General features: G+C 63.4%; 19 protein-coding genes. 2 read left to right on the forward strand and 17 right to left on the reverse strand.

Annotated features, from left to right (window positions below; translation table 11 throughout):
* Nucleotides 1–38: 38 nt before the first annotated feature.
* From acpP to HUS66_RS03475, 6 genes are all read right to left on the reverse strand, one after another.
* Nucleotides 39–272, reverse strand: a complete 234-nt coding sequence (gene acpP, locus HUS66_RS03450) for an acyl carrier protein (protein WP_112053308.1) — start codon at nt 270–272, stop codon at nt 39–41.
* A gap of 129 nt (nt 273–401) precedes the next feature.
* Nucleotides 402–1,142: a 3-oxoacyl-ACP reductase FabG gene (fabG, locus tag HUS66_RS03455; RefSeq protein WP_175069573.1), complete on the reverse strand. Its 741-nt coding sequence runs from the start codon at nt 1,140–1,142 to the stop codon at nt 402–404.
* 48 nt (nt 1,143–1,190) lie between these two features.
* The gene (gene fabD, locus HUS66_RS03460; RefSeq protein ID WP_175069574.1) at nt 1,191–2,144 is read right to left on the reverse strand and encodes an ACP S-malonyltransferase; all 954 of its coding nucleotides are present in this window, start codon (nt 2,142–2,144) and stop codon (nt 1,191–1,193) included.
* 20 nt (nt 2,145–2,164) lie between these two features.
* Nucleotides 2,165–3,247 (reverse strand): phosphate acyltransferase PlsX, encoded by a 1,083-nt coding sequence (plsX, locus tag HUS66_RS03465; protein ID WP_175069575.1) that lies wholly within the window; start codon nt 3,245–3,247, stop codon nt 2,165–2,167.
* 36 nt (nt 3,248–3,283) lie between these two features.
* Complete coding sequence (gene rpmF / locus HUS66_RS03470) at nt 3,284–3,454, reverse strand: 50S ribosomal protein L32 (protein ID WP_112053312.1); 171 nt, start codon at nt 3,452–3,454, stop codon at nt 3,284–3,286.
* Nucleotides 3,455–3,486: 32 nt separating this feature from the next.
* On the reverse strand, nt 3,487–4,014 hold the full coding sequence (locus HUS66_RS03475) for a YceD family protein (RefSeq protein ID WP_175069576.1): 528 nt from the start codon (nt 4,012–4,014) through the stop codon (nt 3,487–3,489).
* A gap of 126 nt (nt 4,015–4,140) precedes the next feature.
* Here HUS66_RS03475 and HUS66_RS03480 point away from each other — a divergent pair, with 126 nt between their 5' ends.
* Complete coding sequence (locus tag HUS66_RS03480) at nt 4,141–4,749, forward strand: Maf family protein (RefSeq protein ID WP_175069577.1); 609 nt, start codon at nt 4,141–4,143, stop codon at nt 4,747–4,749.
* Here the strand turns inward: HUS66_RS03480 and sppA are convergent.
* The 3 genes from sppA to HUS66_RS03495 form a co-directional block, all read right to left on the reverse strand.
* Nucleotides 4,743–5,825 (reverse strand): signal peptide peptidase SppA, encoded by a 1,083-nt coding sequence (sppA, locus tag HUS66_RS03485; protein ID WP_175069578.1) that lies wholly within the window; start codon nt 5,823–5,825, stop codon nt 4,743–4,745. The two genes, HUS66_RS03480 and sppA, sit on opposite strands and share 7 nt — an antisense overlap.
* Before the next feature lie 143 nt (nt 5,826–5,968).
* The gene (locus HUS66_RS03490; RefSeq protein WP_175069579.1) at nt 5,969–6,619 is read right to left on the reverse strand and encodes an HAD family hydrolase; all 651 of its coding nucleotides are present in this window, start codon (nt 6,617–6,619) and stop codon (nt 5,969–5,971) included.
* Between the two features lie 44 nt (nt 6,620–6,663).
* Nucleotides 6,664–7,611 (reverse strand): RluA family pseudouridine synthase, encoded by a 948-nt coding sequence (locus tag HUS66_RS03495; RefSeq protein WP_175069580.1) that lies wholly within the window; start codon nt 7,609–7,611, stop codon nt 6,664–6,666.
* A 593-nt stretch (nt 7,612–8,204) separates the two neighbouring features.
* Here HUS66_RS03495 and rne point away from each other — a divergent pair.
* Nucleotides 8,205–11,225, forward strand: coding sequence for a ribonuclease E (gene rne, locus HUS66_RS03500; protein ID WP_175069581.1), 3,021 nt, complete (start codon nt 8,205–8,207; stop codon nt 11,223–11,225).
* Between the two features lie 159 nt (nt 11,226–11,384).
* Here the strand turns inward: rne and murB are convergent, their stop codons facing one another.
* From murB to HUS66_RS03540, 8 genes are read right to left on the reverse strand one after another with little or no spacing between them, the layout of a single operon-like run.
* Nucleotides 11,385–12,431 (reverse strand): UDP-N-acetylmuramate dehydrogenase, encoded by a 1,047-nt coding sequence (gene murB / locus HUS66_RS03505; RefSeq protein ID WP_175069582.1) that lies wholly within the window; start codon nt 12,429–12,431, stop codon nt 11,385–11,387.
* The gene (locus HUS66_RS03510) at nt 12,428–12,904 is read right to left on the reverse strand and encodes a low molecular weight protein-tyrosine-phosphatase (protein WP_175069583.1); all 477 of its coding nucleotides are present in this window, start codon (nt 12,902–12,904) and stop codon (nt 12,428–12,430) included. The genes murB and HUS66_RS03510 overlap by 4 nt, the downstream gene beginning before the upstream one ends.
* A gap of 54 nt (nt 12,905–12,958) precedes the next feature.
* Nucleotides 12,959–13,792, reverse strand: coding sequence for a 3-deoxy-manno-octulosonate cytidylyltransferase (gene kdsB, locus HUS66_RS03515; RefSeq protein ID WP_175069584.1), 834 nt, complete (start codon nt 13,790–13,792; stop codon nt 12,959–12,961).
* Nucleotides 13,789–14,010: a Trm112 family protein gene (locus HUS66_RS03520; protein WP_175069805.1), complete on the reverse strand. Its 222-nt coding sequence runs from the start codon at nt 14,008–14,010 to the stop codon at nt 13,789–13,791. Before HUS66_RS03520 ends, kdsB begins: the two co-directional genes overlap by 4 nt.
* On the reverse strand, nt 14,010–15,071 hold the full coding sequence (gene lpxK, locus HUS66_RS03525; RefSeq protein WP_254628673.1) for a tetraacyldisaccharide 4'-kinase: 1,062 nt from the start codon (nt 15,069–15,071) through the stop codon (nt 14,010–14,012). The genes HUS66_RS03520 and lpxK overlap by 1 nt, the downstream gene beginning before the upstream one ends.
* Nucleotides 15,068–16,807 (reverse strand): lipid A export permease/ATP-binding protein MsbA, encoded by a 1,740-nt coding sequence (msbA, locus tag HUS66_RS03530; protein WP_175069585.1) that lies wholly within the window; start codon nt 16,805–16,807, stop codon nt 15,068–15,070. The genes lpxK and msbA overlap by 4 nt, the downstream gene beginning before the upstream one ends.
* The gene (locus HUS66_RS03535; protein WP_175069586.1) at nt 16,804–17,232 is read right to left on the reverse strand and encodes an ExbD/TolR family protein; all 429 of its coding nucleotides are present in this window, start codon (nt 17,230–17,232) and stop codon (nt 16,804–16,806) included. Before HUS66_RS03535 ends, msbA begins: the two co-directional genes overlap by 4 nt.
* A complete protein-coding gene (locus tag HUS66_RS03540) occupies nt 17,229–17,891 on the reverse strand; it encodes a MotA/TolQ/ExbB proton channel family protein (RefSeq protein ID WP_175069587.1) in 663 nt (220 codons plus the stop codon). The genes HUS66_RS03535 and HUS66_RS03540 overlap by 4 nt, the downstream gene beginning before the upstream one ends.
* Nucleotides 17,892–17,920 lie beyond the last annotated feature (29 nt).

Genomic DNA, 17,920 nt, shown 5'->3' on the forward strand with positions numbered 1-17,920 from the left:
AACCTGGCGACCACTGAGGTCGCGATCTCAACACCCGCTTACTGGTGAGTGTTGACGTAGTCGATCGCTTCCTGAACGGTGGTGATCTTCTCGGCTTCTTCGTCGGGAATTTCGGTATCGAATTCCTCTTCAAGCGCCATCACCAGCTCGACGGTATCAAGAGAATCGGCACCGAGATCTTCGGTAAAGGAAGAGGTGTTCTGGATGTCTTCTTCCTTGACGTTCAGGCGCTCGGCCACAACCTTCTTCACGCGCTCTTCGATGGTGCTCATTAGTTACTCACTCCAGTCGTTCAAGATAGCCGTTAACTTACAGCCGGATAGAATCCGCAAGCCCAAAAAAGCTGCGGGGTAGTGTATAGACCGCTAGGGGCCTTCGCAACATGAGAGTCGGCCAAGCCGTCAGCGCATGTTCATGCCGCCGTTGACCTGCAGTGTTTCGCCAGTGATGTAACCAGCGGCGTCACTGGTCAAGAAGCCCACGGCCGCAGCAATTTCCTCGGGCTGACCGAGACGGGTCAGCGGAATCTGTGACATCAGGGCATCTTTCTGCGCCTGCGGCAGCGATTCCGTCATATCAGTGGCGATGAAGCCAGGTGCTACATTGTTGACGGTGATGTTGCGCGAAGCAACCTCACGCGCCAGCGCACGTGAGAAACCTTCCATGCCAGCCTTGGCCGCAGCATAGTTGCTCTGACCCAGATTGCCCATGGTCGCGACCACAGAACTGATGCTGACGATACGCCCAAAGCGTGCCTTGGTCATGCCACGAACGCATGCCTTGGTGACGCGATAGAGGGACTTGAGGTTGGTGTCGATGACATCATCCCACTCGTCTTCCTTCATGCGCATCAGCAGGTTGTCACGGGTGATGCCGGCATTGTTGACCAGGATCGTCGGAGCGCCGAACTCATCGCCTACCGACTTGAGCAGCGCATCGATGCTGCTCTGGTCCGTCACATCGAGCCTGCGACCGGCACCCTCGATGCCCTGCTCCTTGAGATAGGCATCGATGGCCTCGGCACCACGATCGCTGGTAGCCGTACCAATGACGACGCGGCCCTGACGGCCAAGCTCGAGGGCAATCGCACGACCGATGCCACGACTGGCACCCGTTACCAGGGCAATTCTAGATTCGCTCATATTCCAATCCGCATAATTGCTGTCATCTTGTGGCGACATGCCTCCACCTTATTCGGTAGCGGCACTGCGCGCCAGTTCGAGTGCGCTTTCCAGGCTGTCCGGGTCGTTAACGGCCAACCCTTTGATGGAGCGATTGATACGCTTGCCAAGGCCGGTCAACACCTTGCCGGGCCCGCACTCGATAAATACTTCGGCGCCCTGCCCCGCCATGTTTTCGATGCATGACGTCCAGCGCACCGGCTGATAGAGCTGCTCGACCAGTCGAGTGCGCAGGGTCTCGACATCGGCATGCGCCTGGGCGTCGACGTTCTGCACCACCGTATAACGTGGAGGACGCATCTCGATATCATTCATGGCGCTAGACAGGCGGTCAGCGGCCGGTCGCATCAGGTCACAGTGCGATGGCACCGAAACCGGCAGCGGCAGCGCACGCTTGGCACCCGCCTGCTGGCAAAGCGTGATAGCGCGCTCGACAGCAGCCTTGCCGCCGGCAATCACGACCTGTCCCGGCGCATTGTAGTTGACTGCGGCCACCACATCACCTTGAGCCGCCTCACGACAGGCCTGCTCCACGGCTCCGTCATCGAGCCCAAGGATGGCGGCCATACCACCGGTACCCGCGGGCACGGCCTGCTGCATGGCCTCACCACGCAGTTTGACCAGGCGCACACCTTCTGCGAAAGGCAGCACACCAGCACAGACCATGGCACTGTACTCGCCAAGGCTATGCCCAGCCATGGTGCCAGGGCGCGGACCTTCCAGCTCCTGCCAGACACGCCAGATGGCAACGCTTGCCGTCAGCAGTGCCGGCTGAGTGCAGGCAGTAGCGTCCAGATTTTCGGCAGGCCCTTCCTGGACGACATGCCAAAGATCGTAACCCAGGGCGTCGGAGGCCTCTTCGAAGGTGGTTCGTACCACGCTGTATCGTTCAGCCAGCTCCCGCATCATGCCTACTTGCTGGGAGCCCTGCCCCGGGAACACGAGGGCCAGGGATTGCGTCATGACTTTCACCTTTACGTCTTCTATTCGTTGGTCTGACAACGGGCATCCATCCCGCTATCGCCTCGACCGCACGCGGCCGACGCGATAACAGGGCGCCTTTCACCGAGTTCATGAGCCAACTGTGACGGCAAGTCTTCTCTGACTTCCTGGATGGCACGTGAAATGGCATGGGCAAAGCCAATGGCATCGGCACTGCCATGACTCTTGACCACGATACCGTCCAGCCCAAGCAGACTGGCGCCGTTATAGCGCACCGGGTCCAGCTCGCCACGCAAACGACGCAGCGCAGGCCGCGCCAGAAGCCCCACCAGCCGACTGCCCCAGTGTGCCTCGAAGGTCTGCTGCACACGCTGAATGAGCATTCTCGCCAACCCTTCGCTTGCCTTGAGCACGGCATTGCCAACGAAACCGTCGCACACTACCACATCTACAAGGCCAGAGTAGATACCATCGCCTTCGATAAACCCACGGTAATCCAGGTGGGTAAAATCGCGTAAGCGTGCATCCGCCTCACGGACGCTGGCGGTACCCTTGGTTCCTTCGATGCCTACATTGAGCAACGCGACCCGCGGCCTTCTCAGGCCATCGATACGTCGCGCCATGACTTCACCCATCAGCGCGAAGTCGACCAGCCGCTCGGCATCGGCCTCGACGTTGGCCCCCAGATCCAGCAGGTAACAATGCCCCTTGCCCCGGGTCGGCACGGCTGTACTGATCGCCGGGCGCGGAATCCCCGCCACTGTCCCCAACGCGCGACGCGCCAGCGCCATCAAGGCCCCCGTATTACCGGCCGACACCGCTGCCTGCGCCTCGCCGGAGGCCACGCAGTCGAGCATCATCGAAAGGCTAGAATCCTTGGATCCGCGCAAAACACTCGAGGGTTTGGCGTCTTCGGCAACAACAGCAGGGGAATGGTGCAGGGTCAGGCGGGAAAGCGAGGATGCATCACATCGCACCAGGTGCGCGAGTGCTTCATCAAGGGCGGGCTGCTGGCCGAACAGGCTCAATTGCAGCCGAGGATGGGCCTGAAGGGCCCGAACGGCGGCTGACACGGTGGCACGGGGACCGAAGTCCCCGCCCATCGCGTCGATGGCGATTCTCACGTCAATACGCAGAGCGTCGCCAGTCGAAGCACTGGCTTACGCTTCGACGACCTGACGACCACGGTAGAAACCGTCGGCAGCCACATGGTGGCGACGGTGCGTGGTGCCGGTTTCCTTGTCCTGAGACAGGGTCGGGGCGGTCAGTGAGTCGTGGGCACGACGCATGCCGCGCTTGGAACGGGTCTTACGGCTCTTTTGAACTGCCATGGGATTTCACTCCAGAGTGCATCGATGATCTATCAGGATTTGCCTTTCAAGGTGCGCAGCACATCAAAAGGACTATCAGCAGGCGTTGCCGAGGCCTCGGACGCGTCGCCGCTGCTCAGCTGGTCTGATGAAACGCCACATTGCGCTTCATCGTGGTAAATCACCTGCGGCAGACTGAGGATCAACTCATCCTCGATCACCACCAGGAGATTCAGCTGTTCGTCTTCCACCACTACCGGTTCATGTGTGCTCGGCAAGTCGGCGGCAAGCGCATCGCTGCTGACCACACCCAACAGGAAATGGCTACTGACGTGGGTTGGCATTGGCTCCAGGCAGCGCCGGCAAGGCAGCTGCACATCGGCCTCCAGCCGCCCCTCAATCACTCGACGCCCTTGAGTGTCGATGGCGAAGTCCAGCCAAACTTGGCAATCGCCCTGCTGGGGCCCGGCATCTTCAGCGAGACGCGCGAACGCATCGAGTGCCACAAGGCCTTCGAGATGTTCGGCGTTGGCGGCGAGCCGGTGGGGCTCAACCTTCAAGGGGAGTCGTGTGGTCAACATAGGCGCGCAATGATAGGCACTCCCCCGCCGGGTGTCAAAACATCCTGGCAAGGCGGTATGCTTCCGAGTTCGAAGGGCACGCTCGACCGCCTGTATACGCTCATTCACTTGCCCCCTGGAGACCGCATGACACGCCTGGTTCTTGCTTCAAGCTCCCCTTGGCGCCGCCAACTGCTAGAGCGCCTGGGACTGCCCTTCACCTGGGCAAGCCCCGAGATCGATGAGACGCCTTATTCTGGCGAGACGCCCGAGGCCCTGGTACATCGCCTGGCGCTGAGCAAGGCCAGTCGCCTGGCAGAGGCTTTTTCTCACCACCTGGTCATCGGCTCCGACCAGGTGGCAGTGTTCGAGGGCGAAATACTCGGCAAGCCTGGCAGCGAAGCCGCCGCCCAGGCTCAGCTACTGCGCTTTTCAGGCCAGCGAGTGCGCTTCCTGACGGGCCTTGCTGTGCTTGATACTGCTGGCGCTCGACACTGGCTCGGCCACGACACCTATGACGTGGTGTTTCGTCGCCTCGAGGAAGACGAAATAGCCCGCTATATCGCTCGCGAGCAGCCGCTGGACTGTGCCGGCAGTTTCCGCATGGAAGGCCTGGGCATCACCCTCTTCGAGCGCCTGGAAGGCGATGACCCCAACAGCCTGATTGGCCTGCCGCTGATTCGCCTATGCGCCATGCTCAGAGAGGCAGGCCTCGACCCCCTAGGCCCTGAGGCGACCGAGCGATGCCCTCAGTAGGCCTGATAGCGCACCGGCGACTGGGCCTGGGGCAGCCCCATCCACTCGGCCGCCACCCGCCCGAAGCGCCGGGTCAGACGATCGAAGGGATCTAGCCCCGGCGTGTAGTCCTTGAGGCGCGGCTCTTGCAGACGTGCTCGAGCCACCCCATCCAGGGTATCCAGCCGGTCCACCAAGCCAAGCGGAACGGCCTGCTCGCCGGTCCACACCAAGCCGGAAAATAGCTCAGGGTCATCGGCGAGTCGCCCGGCGCGGCCTTCCTTGACGTCATTGATGAACTGACGATGGGTAGTATCGAGCACTTCTTGCCAGAACGCCCGCTGGCGAGGCGAAATGCCCTTGAAGGGATCAAGGAACGCCTTGTTATCGCCCGCAGTGAAGACCCGGCGCTCGATCCCCAGGCGGTCGATGGCTTTCTCAAGACCGAAGCCGGAGAAGATCACTCCGATAGAGCCCACCAGGCTTGCTGGCGCAGCGACAATCTCATCGGCCGCCGAGGCGACATAGTAGGCACCGCTGGCACCGATATCCTCGACCACCGCAATGACCGGTTTGTCGCCCTGATTCCTCAGTCGCATGATCTCTTCATAAATGCGCTGCGACTGCACGGGGCTGCCGCCGGGGCTATTGATATGCAACACCACCGCCGTTGCGCTTGGTGCCTTCCAGGCACGCCTGAGCCCCTCGATAATGCGCTCCGCATTGGCCGGCGACTGGCTGTCGATCACGCCTTCCACCTCAACGACCCCCAGATGCTGCGCCGTCATCTCCGACGGCTGCGCGGCCCGAAAGAGGCTATAGAAGGTGGTCGCGATCATGGTCAGGATCAGCGCAGCAAACAGAAAACGGAAGAACAGTTTCCAGCGACGCGAACGCCGCTGCTCGGTCAGCACGCCACCGATCCAGCGATCCATCATCTCTAGCTGGGCAAGCCGCTGGCGCTCGCGCAGGACCTCGGCATCTTCATCGCCCCCGGAGTCGCCACTACGAGGGTCTTGCTGGCTGGCGTGCCGCGCTTCTTCCTGGCTCAGTTCCGGCCCTTGGGTCCAGGGATCCTGCGATTTGTCATCACTCATGGGCATCCTGCTCGAGATCAAAAAATGGCTGAGTGACACCATAATGGCATCTTTCCGCCAGTGTCATCGCGACGCTCTGCGCATCGCAACAATGGCGATGGTCTTTCGAAACCGCTCACGCCGCCAACAGCGGCCGCACTGGCTCAGCCGTGCAGCCAGTCGATCAGCTCGGGAAAACTGTCGGCGGTAAAGGTCGGGTGGCTGGCGGCCAGTCGCTGGCGATCATGCACGCCATAGGTCATGGCGACACGATCCATCGACAGCGCCCGCGCCATCTCCAGATCATATTCCGTATCGCCCACCATCACGGCCTCGCTCGCCGACACACCGAACTCCTCAAGAAGCTCTTCAAGCATCCGCGGATGCGGCTTGGAGCGCGTCTCGTCGGCAGTGCGGCTGGCATCGAACCAGGCACCGCTGCCGTTCTCGGCAAAGATCCGATCGAGCCCACGGCGACTCTTGCCGGTGGCTACCGCCAAACGCATGTCGGGGGGCTCGCGCAGCCTCGCCACCCCGGCTTCGACGCCGGGGAAAAATGACAAGGGTTCGGCCTCGGCAGCAACGAAGTGCTTTGCATAGCACTCACGCAGTCGCTCGGCCTGTTCGGCGCCGATCCCCGGGCACATCCGGGCGATGGCTTCCGGCAGGCCGAGACCGATGATATCGCTGACCGCCTCGCCGGCCAGCTCGCCCCACCCCGCATCACGCGCGGCGGCCTGCATGCAGGCGACGATGCGCGCTTCGGAATCCATCAGGGTGCCGTCCCAATCGAAGATCACCAGTCGGTAACGCATAACTCTCCTACTTGCATGCCTGCTTGAAGATGAAGGTAACGGGATCAGGACTGCTGGCGGGCGCGATCCAGCACCGCACTGAGCTCCTCGCCGAGCGGCGCCTTGACGTGCACCGGGCGCCCGCTATCTGGTTCGGGAAAGGTCAAGGCTGCGGCATGCAAGAAGAGCCGGTTGAGCCCCAGCCGCCCGGCCAGCGCCTCGCCGCTGCGAGTCCCGTACTTGTCATCGCCCAGCAGCGGATGACCGGCATGGGCGGCATGGACGCGTATCTGGTGGGTACGCCCCGTGACCGGCTCGGCCTCGATCAGGGTGGCATTAGCGAAGGTCTCGCGCACCCCGAAACGGGTCCTGGACACCTTGCCCGCCGGATCGACCCGCACACGGCGCTCACCATTACCGGCCTCGAAGCGGTCCAGCCGCGCGCTGACATAGTCGCGCCGTGCCGGCCAGCGGCCAGCCACCAGCGCCAGGTACTGCTTATCCATCTTGCGCCCCTTGAGGGACTCATTGAGGGACAGCAGCGCAGGACGCGACTTGGCCAGCAGCAGGCAGCCCGAGGTATCCCGGTCCAGTCGGTGCACCAGTTCCAGAAAATCCAGGTCCTCGCGCACCTGGCGCAGGGCCTCGATCAGGCCAATCTTGACGCCGCTACCGCCGTGGACGGCGAGCCCCGAGGGCTTGTTGATCACCAGCCAGCCCGGCCCCTCGACCAAGACGCTGCCAGCCAGCAGGTTACGCAGATTATCGCTGACCTCGCGCACCGCCTCTTCCGGCGCCAGCCGCAGTGGTGGCACTCGCACCAGGTCATGGAGTTCGAGGCGATAATCGACCTTGACTCGCTTCTTGTTGACCCGCACTTCGCCCTTGCGAACGATGCGGTAGATCAGTGCCTTCGGCGCCCCCTTCAATCGGGTACGCAGAAAATTGTCGATGCGCTGCCCTACCTGGCCCTCGGTGACCTCAATCCACTGTACTTCTCGCCCCTCGGCCATTCGTTACTCCGTCTCACCTGGTCATGTCTTGCGCTCGATAGATGAACCATTCTACCGCACCGACGCCCTCACTGCGCCAATTGCTGCTATTGGGCATTGCTGGTATATTTCCGATTCGCTCAAATGGGGCTAATAGCGCTCCACCATGGTGTCTGCACCTCAGACAAGCAGACCAGAGCCACGAATCAGGCCGCCACGACGACTGCCCGAATCAGGGTCGCGGCGCCACTGTAAGAAGAAAGCGAAACTTGAACGCCACGCCCGGACCCCGGGCCGTTCCCAAGACGGAACGACCCGCAGGCCACGGGAATACTCAACAGCGAGCCGGAGGCCGGCGTTGGCGAATCGATGTATGCCAGGTGTCTGGCGGTAGACCGCGGGGCCGGCAGGGCGTGATGCCCGCCGAAACATGTCCCGCCACCGCCGCGTACTCAACATGATCACGCTCGAACAGTCATGGGACCTCCCCACTGCCCGAGCCGGGCGCACAAGCATCCGCGACATGCGCTGAGCACAAGCACGCAGCACCCAGAGGTTCGCCTTCGTCGACCGCTTTCGGGCGCCATCCGGTGCGCGCCAGCAAGCGAGACAACATGAAACGGATGCTCATCAACGCGACCCAGCCAGAAGAGCTGCGGGTCGCTCTGGTCGATGGACAACGCCTTTACGACCTGGACATCGAATCCGGTGCCAGAGAACAGAAGAAAGCCAATATCTATCGCGGCAAGATCACTCGCGTAGAACCCTCCCTAGAAGCCGCCTTCGTCGATTTCGGCGCCGACCGCCACGGTTTTCTGCCGCTCAAAGAAATCTCCCGCGAGTACTTCATCAAGGAGCCCAGCGGGCGCCCCAACATCAAGGAAGTGCTCAAGGAAGGCCAGGAAGTCATCGTCCAGGTCGATAAAGAAGAGCGCGGCAACAAGGGCGCCGCCCTGACCACCTTTATCAGCCTGGCCGGTCGTTTTCTGGTCCTGATGCCCAACAACCCTCGAGCCGGTGGCATTTCCCGTCGCATCGAGGGCGAAGAGCGTGCGCAGCTCAAGGACGCCATGGGTCAGCTCACGCTGCCCGACAAAATGGGCGTGATCGTGCGCACCGCCGGGATCGGCCGCTCCTCCGAAGAGCTGCAGTGGGACCTGGACTACCTGGCCCAGGTATGGGAATCCATTACCGAAGAAGCCGGCAAGCGCCCAGCGCCCTTCCTGATCTATCGCGAATCCAACGTCATCATCCGCGCCATGCGCGACTACCTGCGCAACGACATCGGCGAGGTATTGATCGACAGCCCCGAGGTGCATGAGGAAGCGCTGGCCTTCATCCGCCAGGTCATGCCCTCCTATCAGCAGAAGATCAAGCTGTATGCTGACGAGGTGCCGCTGTTCTCGCGCTTCCAGATCGAATCCCAGATCGAGACCGCCTACCAGCGGGAAGTGAAACTGCCTTCCGGTGGCTCGATCGTCATCGATCACACCGAGGCCCTGGTCTCCATCGACATCAACTCGGCGCGCGCCACTCGCGGCAGCGATATCGAGGAAACCGCGCTGCAGACCAACAGCGAAGCGGCCGATGAAATCGCTCGCCAGTTGCGCCTGCGCGATATCGGCGGCCTGGTGGTCATCGACTTTATCGACATGAGCCCGGCGCGCAATCAGCGTGAGGTCGAAAACCGCATGCGCGACGCCCTCAAGCTCGACCGCGCCCGCGTCCAGATCGGCCGCATCTCACGCTTCGGCCTGATGGAAATGTCGCGCCAGCGCCTGCGCCCCTCGCTTGGCGAGACCAGCGGCGTGGTCTGCCCGCGCTGCGATGGCCAAGGCACCATCCGCGACGTTCGCTCGCTGTCGCTATCCGTCATGCGCCTGCTCGAAGAAGAGGCCATGAAGGAGCGCAGCGCTCAGATTCGCGCCATCCTGCCGGTACCGGTGGCGACCTATCTGCTCAACGAGAAACGCGCCGTGCTCGCCGAGATCGAGCGCCGCCAGGGCGTGCGCCTGCTGGTGCTGCCCAATCCGGAGATGGACACTCCTCACTACGACGTCCAGCGCCTGCGCGACGACCACGTCGATGAGGACGAGTCGGTCAAGTCCAGCTATGAGCTGCCCACCGACACCGAGGTCGGCAAGGAGCCGGATGCGAGCATCGCCAAGCCGGTACAGCGCGCCGAAGCCGCAGTCAAGAGCGTGGTCCACACCGCGCCGGCCCCTGCCTCGTTGCAGGAAGCGCCTGCCGCCCCCGAGGCCAAGGCACCGGCCGCCGCCGCGCCAACGCCAACAGCCGACGAAAGCGGCGTGATCTCTCGTCTGTTCAAGGGCCTCGGCAAGCTGCTCGGCAGCGGTGAAGCCTCTCCCGCCGCGACAGGCAGCCAAGCCAGCAGCGACAAGCAGCAGGCCGAACAGCGCCAGACGAGCGGTCGCGACGAAGACCGCGATGGCGAGTCTCGCCAGAATAGCAACAACCGTGGCGGTCGAGGCGGACGTGGTGGCAACAACCGCCGCGGCCGTGACGACAACCGCAGTCAGGGCAGCAAGAAGCCGGACAACCGCAGCGACGGCAACAGCGATAACCGTGACGCCAAGCCAGAGGGCCGTAGCGACGGCAACCGCCAAGGCGGTAATCGAGGCCGAGGACGCCAGGACGATGAGCGTCGTCAGCAGAAGTCTTCGACCAAGAGTCAGGGAGACAAGCCCCAGAACGACAAGCCCCAGGCTGATAAAGGCCAATCCGATAAGCCCCAGGCCGATAAAGGCCAAGGCGACAAGAAGTCGAGCCAGGGCGAGCGCAAGGACAAGCCTCAGCAGGCTGCCAACAAGAAGCCGCAGTCCGCTGACAAGTCTGGCCAAGGTGAACAGCCTGCGGCCAAGGACAATGCCAAGAGCGACGGCAAGCCCAAGCGCACCCGCAACAATCCGCGCAACCGCACCCGCAAGCAGGCGTTGAATCCGCAAGCCGAAGCCGAGCAGAAACGCCTGCAGGCTGAAGCGCAACAGGCCGGCTCTGAAGCGCCGCAGCAAGAAGAGACGAAGGCCGAAGCGCCCAAGCAGCAAGCGCCCAAGCAAGAGACGCCGCAGGCCGAAGCGCCCAAGCAGCAAGCGCCGAAGCAAGAGGCTCCGCAGGCCGAAGCACCCAAGCAGCAAGCGCCGAAGCAAGAGGCTCCCAAGCAAGAGACGCCGCAGGCAGAAGCGCCCAAGCAGCAAGCGCCGAAGCAAGAGACGCCGCAGGCCGAAGCGCCCAAGCAGCAAGCGCCGAAGCAAGAGACGCCGCAGGCCGACGCGCCCAAGCAGCAAGCGCCCAAGCAAGAGACGCCGCAGGCCGAAGCGCCCAAGCAGCAAGCGCCTGAGCAAGAGGCTCCCAAGCAAGAGACGCCGCAGGCCGAAGCGCCCAAGCAGCAAGCGCCTAAGCAAGAGGCTCCCAAGCAAGAGACGCCGCAGGCCGAGCAGCCGCAGGAAGCGGCTGAGCCTGAACTCTCCGCGCCTGAAACGCCCAAGGCAGAGACTCCAAAGCAAGAGGAGCCCAAGCCCAAGGCGCGTCGCCGGCGTCGCGCTCACAACGACCCGCGCGAAATCCGCCGTCGCGAGCAGCAAGCCAAAGCCGAAGCCGAAGACGGCCAGTCCTGATCGGCAGGCCCGGGAACTCCCGGGCCATCACTGACAGGCAGCAAACAAAAACGCCCGCAGGCCAAGCCTGAGGGCGTTTTTTATGGGCGCCGATGGAAATCCCCGATTGCTACCCCACTATCCTGAAGCTAACGGCATGGCCTATGACAATAGAGCCACTTAGCTTCCTCTCTGCCTTCCTTTCGGCTCGCTGATACCGACAAGCCTCGGTTCGCGTTCAAGCACCACACCAAAGCGTTCCAACACCCTTGAGGCGATGCTGTCAGCGAAGCGTAAAAGCCCCTCGGCATTACCACCACCATGGTGGACCAGCACCAGAGCCTGGCGGTCGTGTACGCCGAAGGCCCCATCGCGATGCCCCTTTAGCCCGCATTGATCGATCAGCCAGCCGGCCGCCAGCTTGAAACGACCGCCAGGCTGGGAGAAATGCGGCATATCGGGATGGCGTCTGAGTAGCGTCTCGGCCAGTTCGGCCTCGACCACCGGGTTCTTGAAGAAACTACCGGCATTAGCGAGCACCATCGGGTCCGGTAGCTTCTCCCGGCGCAGGGCACAAACCGCCTCGGCAACCTCAAGAGGCGTGGGTGCCGGTCCGACACGGCTCGCCAGATCGCCATAGCCCAGTCGTGGCGCTGGTCGAGTGGACAGGCAGAGTTCGAGGCGCGTGATCACCACTCGCCCATCGAGGGCACGCTTGAAGAGGCTATCACGGTAGCCAAAAGCGCAGTCAGAGGCCTCGAGTACCTGCTCGCGGCCATCGCCGAGGTGCACGAGATGCAGGCGCTCCAGCACGTCAGCGAGTTCGACGCCATAGGCGCCGATATTCTGAATCGGAGCGGCACCACACTGACCGGGGATCAACGCCAGATTCTCGATGCCCCACAGGCCCTGCTCGGCCAGGCTCATGACCAGTTGATGCCAGTTCATGCCGGCATCGACGTGCACCCTCAGCGACTCGTCGTCCAATGTCTCGCAGCGATAGGCGGCGAACACAGGCTGGACCACCAACCCTGGCAGCCAGTCGCCGAGAATCAGGTTGCTGCCACCGCCCAGCACCGTGACCGGCCAGCCGGCCGCGCGGGCTTCATGAAGTACCGCAGCGAGCTCGGCCGGGGTCGCGGGTGTCGCGAAACGTTCGGCCACACAGGGCAACCCAAGGGTATTGGCGCCGCTCAGATCATGATGTGCCTGCCAGGTGAGGCTCACGATGCCGGACCCAGCCGCTCGCGCAGGACCTCGACGAGCCCATCGGCGGCGGCCTCGACCAGATCCAGCACCTCGTCGAAGCCATCGCCACCGCCGTAGTAGGGATCCGGTACCGCCGCACCCGACCGACCGGCGAAGTCGAGGAAGAGCCCGACATGGGCATCACAGTCATGCGGGCGCATCGCCAGCAGATCTGCCAGGTTGTCGTGATCCATGGCCAACAGATAATCGAAGCGATCGAAGTCGCTGCGGTCGAGCTGGCGCGCCCGCAACCCCTTGAGATCGATGCCCCGGCTGGCGGCGGCGGCAACGGCGCGACGATCCGGCGCCTTGCCCACATGCCAGCCGCCGGTCCCGCAGGAGTCGATGGTCACGCGCTCGGCAAGGCCAGCCGCTTCGAGCTTGTGGCGCAGCATGCCCTCGGCGGTCGGCGAGCGACAGATATTGCCGAGACAGACGAACAGCACACGCATCTCAGCGCTCCTTGTGTTTAGTCAAAAGTTTTAGCCAATGTTTTAGCCAAAGTTTTAGTCGAGTGTATTGGGCCGGCTGCTTTCTGATGAGGTGCCTTCTGGCCGGGAACCGGCGGCGTCCGCGAACAGGGCACGCACGCGCTCGAGGTCGGCCTGGGTATCGACGCCGGCGGGATGCGGCTCGCCGGCCAGGGCGACCTGGATACGGTGGCCGTGCTGCAGGGCGCGCAGCTGCTCGAGCTGCTCGCGCTGCTCGAGCGGTGCCGGGGACCAATGGCGATAAGCGGCCAGGAAACTGGCGCGGTAGGCATAAAGGCCGATATGGCGCAGCCAGGCATCATGTTCGAGCAACTCCGGGCGGCTGGCGAAGGCCTCTCGGTCCCAAGCCTCTCTATCCCAAGGGATAGGCGCGCGGGAGAAATACAGCGCCCGGCCAGAGAAGTCGCGCACCACCTTGACCACATTGGGGTTGAACAGCATCTCGACGTCGCTGATCGACTCGCCCAGGGTCGCGATGGACGCCTCGGCGTCTTCCTCGAGACGCGCGGCCACCTGATTGATCAGCGCCGGCGGCAACAGCGGTTCATCACCCTGGACGTTGACCAGAATGGCGTCCTCGGCGAGTCCCAGCCGCTCGGCGACTTCGGCAAGCCGGTCGGTGCCGGAGGGATGATCGGCAGCGGTCATCACCACCTCGGCGCCGGCCGCCTCTGCCACCTCACTAATGCGCGCGTCATCGGTGGCCACCACCACCCTACTGGCCTGGCTGGCCAGGGCCTGGCGCCACACACGCACCACCATGGGCTCACCGGCGATGTCGAGCAACGGCTTGCCGGGTAGCCGGCTGGAGGCGAAACGAGCTGGGATCACGGCGACGAAGTCGCTCATGCCTGTCCCCCTGCCTCGCCACGATTAGGCGTCGCCTTGCCGAGTTTCTCGTCGACGTCCATGACGCGGGCTTCCTCGGCCAGCATGACCGGAATATCGTCACGAACCGGGAAGGCCAGGCCATCGAAGTGGCACTTGAGCTCGGCGTGTTCACGGTCGTACTTGAGCTTACCCTGGCACTGCGGGCAGACCAGCATGGCCAGCAATTCCTTATCCATCATTGTCTTTCCCCTTGCGCGACACGCGTCAGCGCTTCCAGTTGCGTGGCAAACCATTCGATAAAGCCAGCCGACGGGCGAGCCTCCACGTCCAGTGCCCAGCAGCGCGCATCGGCGAAGCCACGGCACTTGACGGCATCCTTGGCGGTCATCACCACCGGCGCTTCATCGCCAAACTGCAGATCCTGGGACGTAAAACGATGGTGATCAGGCTTGGGGTGCGGTGTCACGCCTAGTCCCAGCCCCTCGAGCGTCGCGAAAAAGCGTGGCGGGTTGCCGATGCCGGCCAGACCATGGATCTGGTGATCGAAAGGCAGCGGCGAGAGCGGCAGACGCTGGTCGTCGCTCAGCCGGCGCCAGGCAACCGGCGTCAGGGTCATGCTGAAGCGATTTGTCGCGGCCTCGGCTCCCGTCACGTCATTGCCGTTGGCACCGTTGACCACCAGCGCATCGACGCTTGCGAGCCGGGACAGCGGCTCGCGCAGCGGCCCCGCCGGCAGGCAGTGGCCATTGCCAAAGCCACGCTGTCCGTCGACCACCACCAGTTCCAGATCACGCCCCAGCGCGAGATGCTGCAGGCCATCGTCACTGATCAGAATATCGCAGCCTTCGTCGAGCAGCCGCTCGGCGCCGCGGGCGCGCTGGGGATCGACCACCACCGGCACCCCGGCCTGAGCCGACAGCATCAAGGGCTCGTCGCCGCAGACCTCGACCGGCGTCTTAGCGGTAACCCGCAGCGGATAGTCGGCGCTCTCGCCGCCATAGCCACGGGATAGAATCCCGGGACGGTAGCCTCGCTCGGCGAGATATCGCGCCAGCCAGGCCACCAGCGGCGACTTGCCGGTCCCGCCAAGCGTCAGGTTGCCAACCACCACCACCGGCACGCCGGGATGATGCACCGGCCGTTTACCGGTCTGAAAATCCGCCAGGCGGCGGGCCACCTGGCGGCGATAAAGCGCCTCCAGCGGCCGCAGCATGCCAAGCCAGGCGGCATCGTTGTACCAGGCGGACAGCATCACCTCGCCGAGACGCTCGCTGAACCGGTCCCAATAGTGCTTCATGAATTTTCCTGAAACTGCAGCTGATGCAGAGCCGCATAGGCCCCATCGCGGGCGAGCAGCTCAGCATGGCTGCCCTGCTCGACGATCTCGCCCTGCTCCATCACCAGAATGCGATCGGCGCGCTCGATGGTGGAGAGCCGGTGGGCAATCACGAAGGTGGTTCGGCCACGACAGACTTCTTCCAGGGCTTTCTGGATATAGCGCTCCGACTCACTATCGAGCGCCGAAGTGGCCTCATCGAGAATCAGCAACGGTGCGTCCTTGAAGATCGCCCGGGCGATTGCCAGCCGTTGACGCTGGCCGCCGGAGAGCATGACGCCGTTGTCGCCCACCGGGGTCTCATAGCCTTTCGGCAATTCCATGATGAAATCATGGGCGAAGGCGGCCCGGGCGGCGGCTTCAATGGCCTCCTGATCGGGATCATCGATCCCATAGGCGATGTTCTGGCCGATGGTGGTGTTGAACAGGGTGACCTGCTGAGACACCAGCGCGATCTGACGACGCAGAGGTGACAACTTGAAATCATCCAGCGCCACCCCATCGAGGCTGATCGCGCCCTCGCAGGGCCGATAGAAACGCGGCAGCAGGTTGACCAGGGTGGACTTGCCACTGCCGGAGCGACCGACGATGGCGATCATCTGGCCCGGCGCCACCTCCAGATCGATGCCTTTCAGCACCTCGTTCTGGCCTTCGGCGTAGGTGAAGCGCACGCCCTGGAAGAGCACGTGCCCCGTCAGACGGCCCGGCTCGGTCGTCCCCTCGTCGGGTTCGGCCGGCTCCTCGATCAGTCCGAATAGCTCGCCAGAGGCGGCAATGCCTTTCTGGATGACGCTATTGACATCGGTAAGCTGACGCACAGGCTTGGCCATCAGCGAGGCGGCGGTAATGAAGGCCACGAACTCGCCCGGCGTCATGTCGTCGAGCAGGGCCGGTGACATGGCAAGCCACACGAGCCCCGCCAGGGCCAGCGCCACCAGCAGCTGGATCACCGGGGTGCTGATCCCCTTGGTCAATGCTTCTTTCATGCTCTGGCGGCGGTTGTCGTCGCTGGCCTGGGCGAAGCGGCGCTTCTCATAGGCCTCGGCGCCGTGGGTACGGACCACGCGATACCCGGACAGCGCCTCGGAGGCCACATGGGTGACATCCCCCATGGAGCGCTGAATGCGCCGGGAAAGGCGCCGAAAGCGCTTGCTGGCATAGCTGACGACCAGCCCGATCAGCGGCGTAACCGCCATGAACACCAGGGTCAGCAGTGCATTGGTCCACAGCAGATAGCCCAGCAGCCCCAGCACGAAGAGCCCCTCGCGCAGGATCACCGTGACGGCACTGCTCGCCGCCCCGGTGACCTGTTCGACGTGGTAGGTCACGCGTGACACCAGTTGGCCGCTCGAGTGCTCATCGAAGAAGCGTCCCGGCAGGTGCAGCATGTGGTTGAAGACATCGCAGCGCAGGGAGTGCACCACGTTACGCGCGACCTGGCTCATGAAGTAGGTGCCAAGAAAGGTCCCCAGCCCCCGGGCCGCGAACATGCCCACCACGAACATCGGCAGGAACAGCCGGAAGGCCGCATCCGGGTTCTGGATACCATCGATCAGGCGCTTCATCATCTCCGCCAGGGCCGTGCTGGACGCGGCGTAAATGGCATAGCCGACCACCGCCAGCATGAAAGAACGCCAATAGGGCCTGACATAGTCGAGCAGGCGCTTGTAGAGAGCCCATCCTGAATCGTAGGTCACGGTGTCTCCGCTTGAGTGGTACTGTCGGTTGCTTCGCGAGTGGCGATGCGCACACGCGTAATGCCCAGGGCAGCCGCTTGATCAAGAGCGGCCACCACTCGGCGATGGGCGACCCGGCCGTCGGCCTCGATCACAAGCCCATGGTCCCGGGCAGCATCGGCCCGAGCGGTCAGCGCCGCGGCCAGCTCATGCTGACCGACGGATGCCTGATCGAGTCGATAGTCGCCGTCGGCCGTGATCGAAAGCACCACCGGCGCGGTTTCCGCCGGCGCTGCACTGGCGCTTTCGGGAAGCTCGAGTTCCAGCGCCTGTCGGGTCTCGAAGGTGGTCGAGACCATGAAGAAGATCAACAGCAGAAACACCACATCGATCAGGGGCGTCAGGTTGATCTCCACCGGTTCCCGGTGACGACGCGGAAACTTCATGCGCCGGGCACTCCCGGAGCCAGGGAATCGTCGCGCTCGCTGAGATTCAACTCACCCGGATAGTGAGCCAGAAAGTCCACCAGTTGGGTCGCCTGCTGCTCCATGCGCACGGTGATGTCCTCGACCCGGCGCTGGAAGAAGCGGTGAAACATCAGCGCCGGTATTGCCACCGTCAAACCGGCGGCGGTGGTCACCAATGCCTGGGAGATTCCACCGGCCAGTTCTGCGGTACGCCCGGCCCCCTGGGCACTGACCAGTACCGAGAACACCTCGATCATCCCGACCACGGTGCCTAACAGGCCGACCAGCGGCGCGATAGCGGCGATGGTGCCCAGCGGGCTCAGAAAGCGCTCCATGTCATGGATCACCGCGACAGCCGCCTCCTGCAGCCGGGCACGCACCTGATCATGACCGAGCCTGGCATTGCGAAGCCCCGCCGCCAGCACGCCACCCAACGGTGAGTGGCTTTCCAGCCAGTAGAGATTGACCTGGCCCTGTGCGACCAGCGCGCAGACCTCTCCGCCCAGCCCAGTCGGGGCGATGCGAGCGGCGCGCAAGGTCCACAGGCGCTCGATGATGATCACGCTAGCGACCAGGGAACAGCCCAGCAGCGGCAACATCAACCAACCACCGACCTCTAGTGCACCGAGCATATCCATATCAGAGTCTCCAAAATGCCATCACCGCC

This window comes from Onishia taeanensis, assembly GCF_013349955.1.
In the GTDB taxonomy this organism is placed as follows: domain Bacteria; phylum Pseudomonadota; class Gammaproteobacteria; order Pseudomonadales; family Halomonadaceae; genus Onishia; species Onishia taeanensis_B.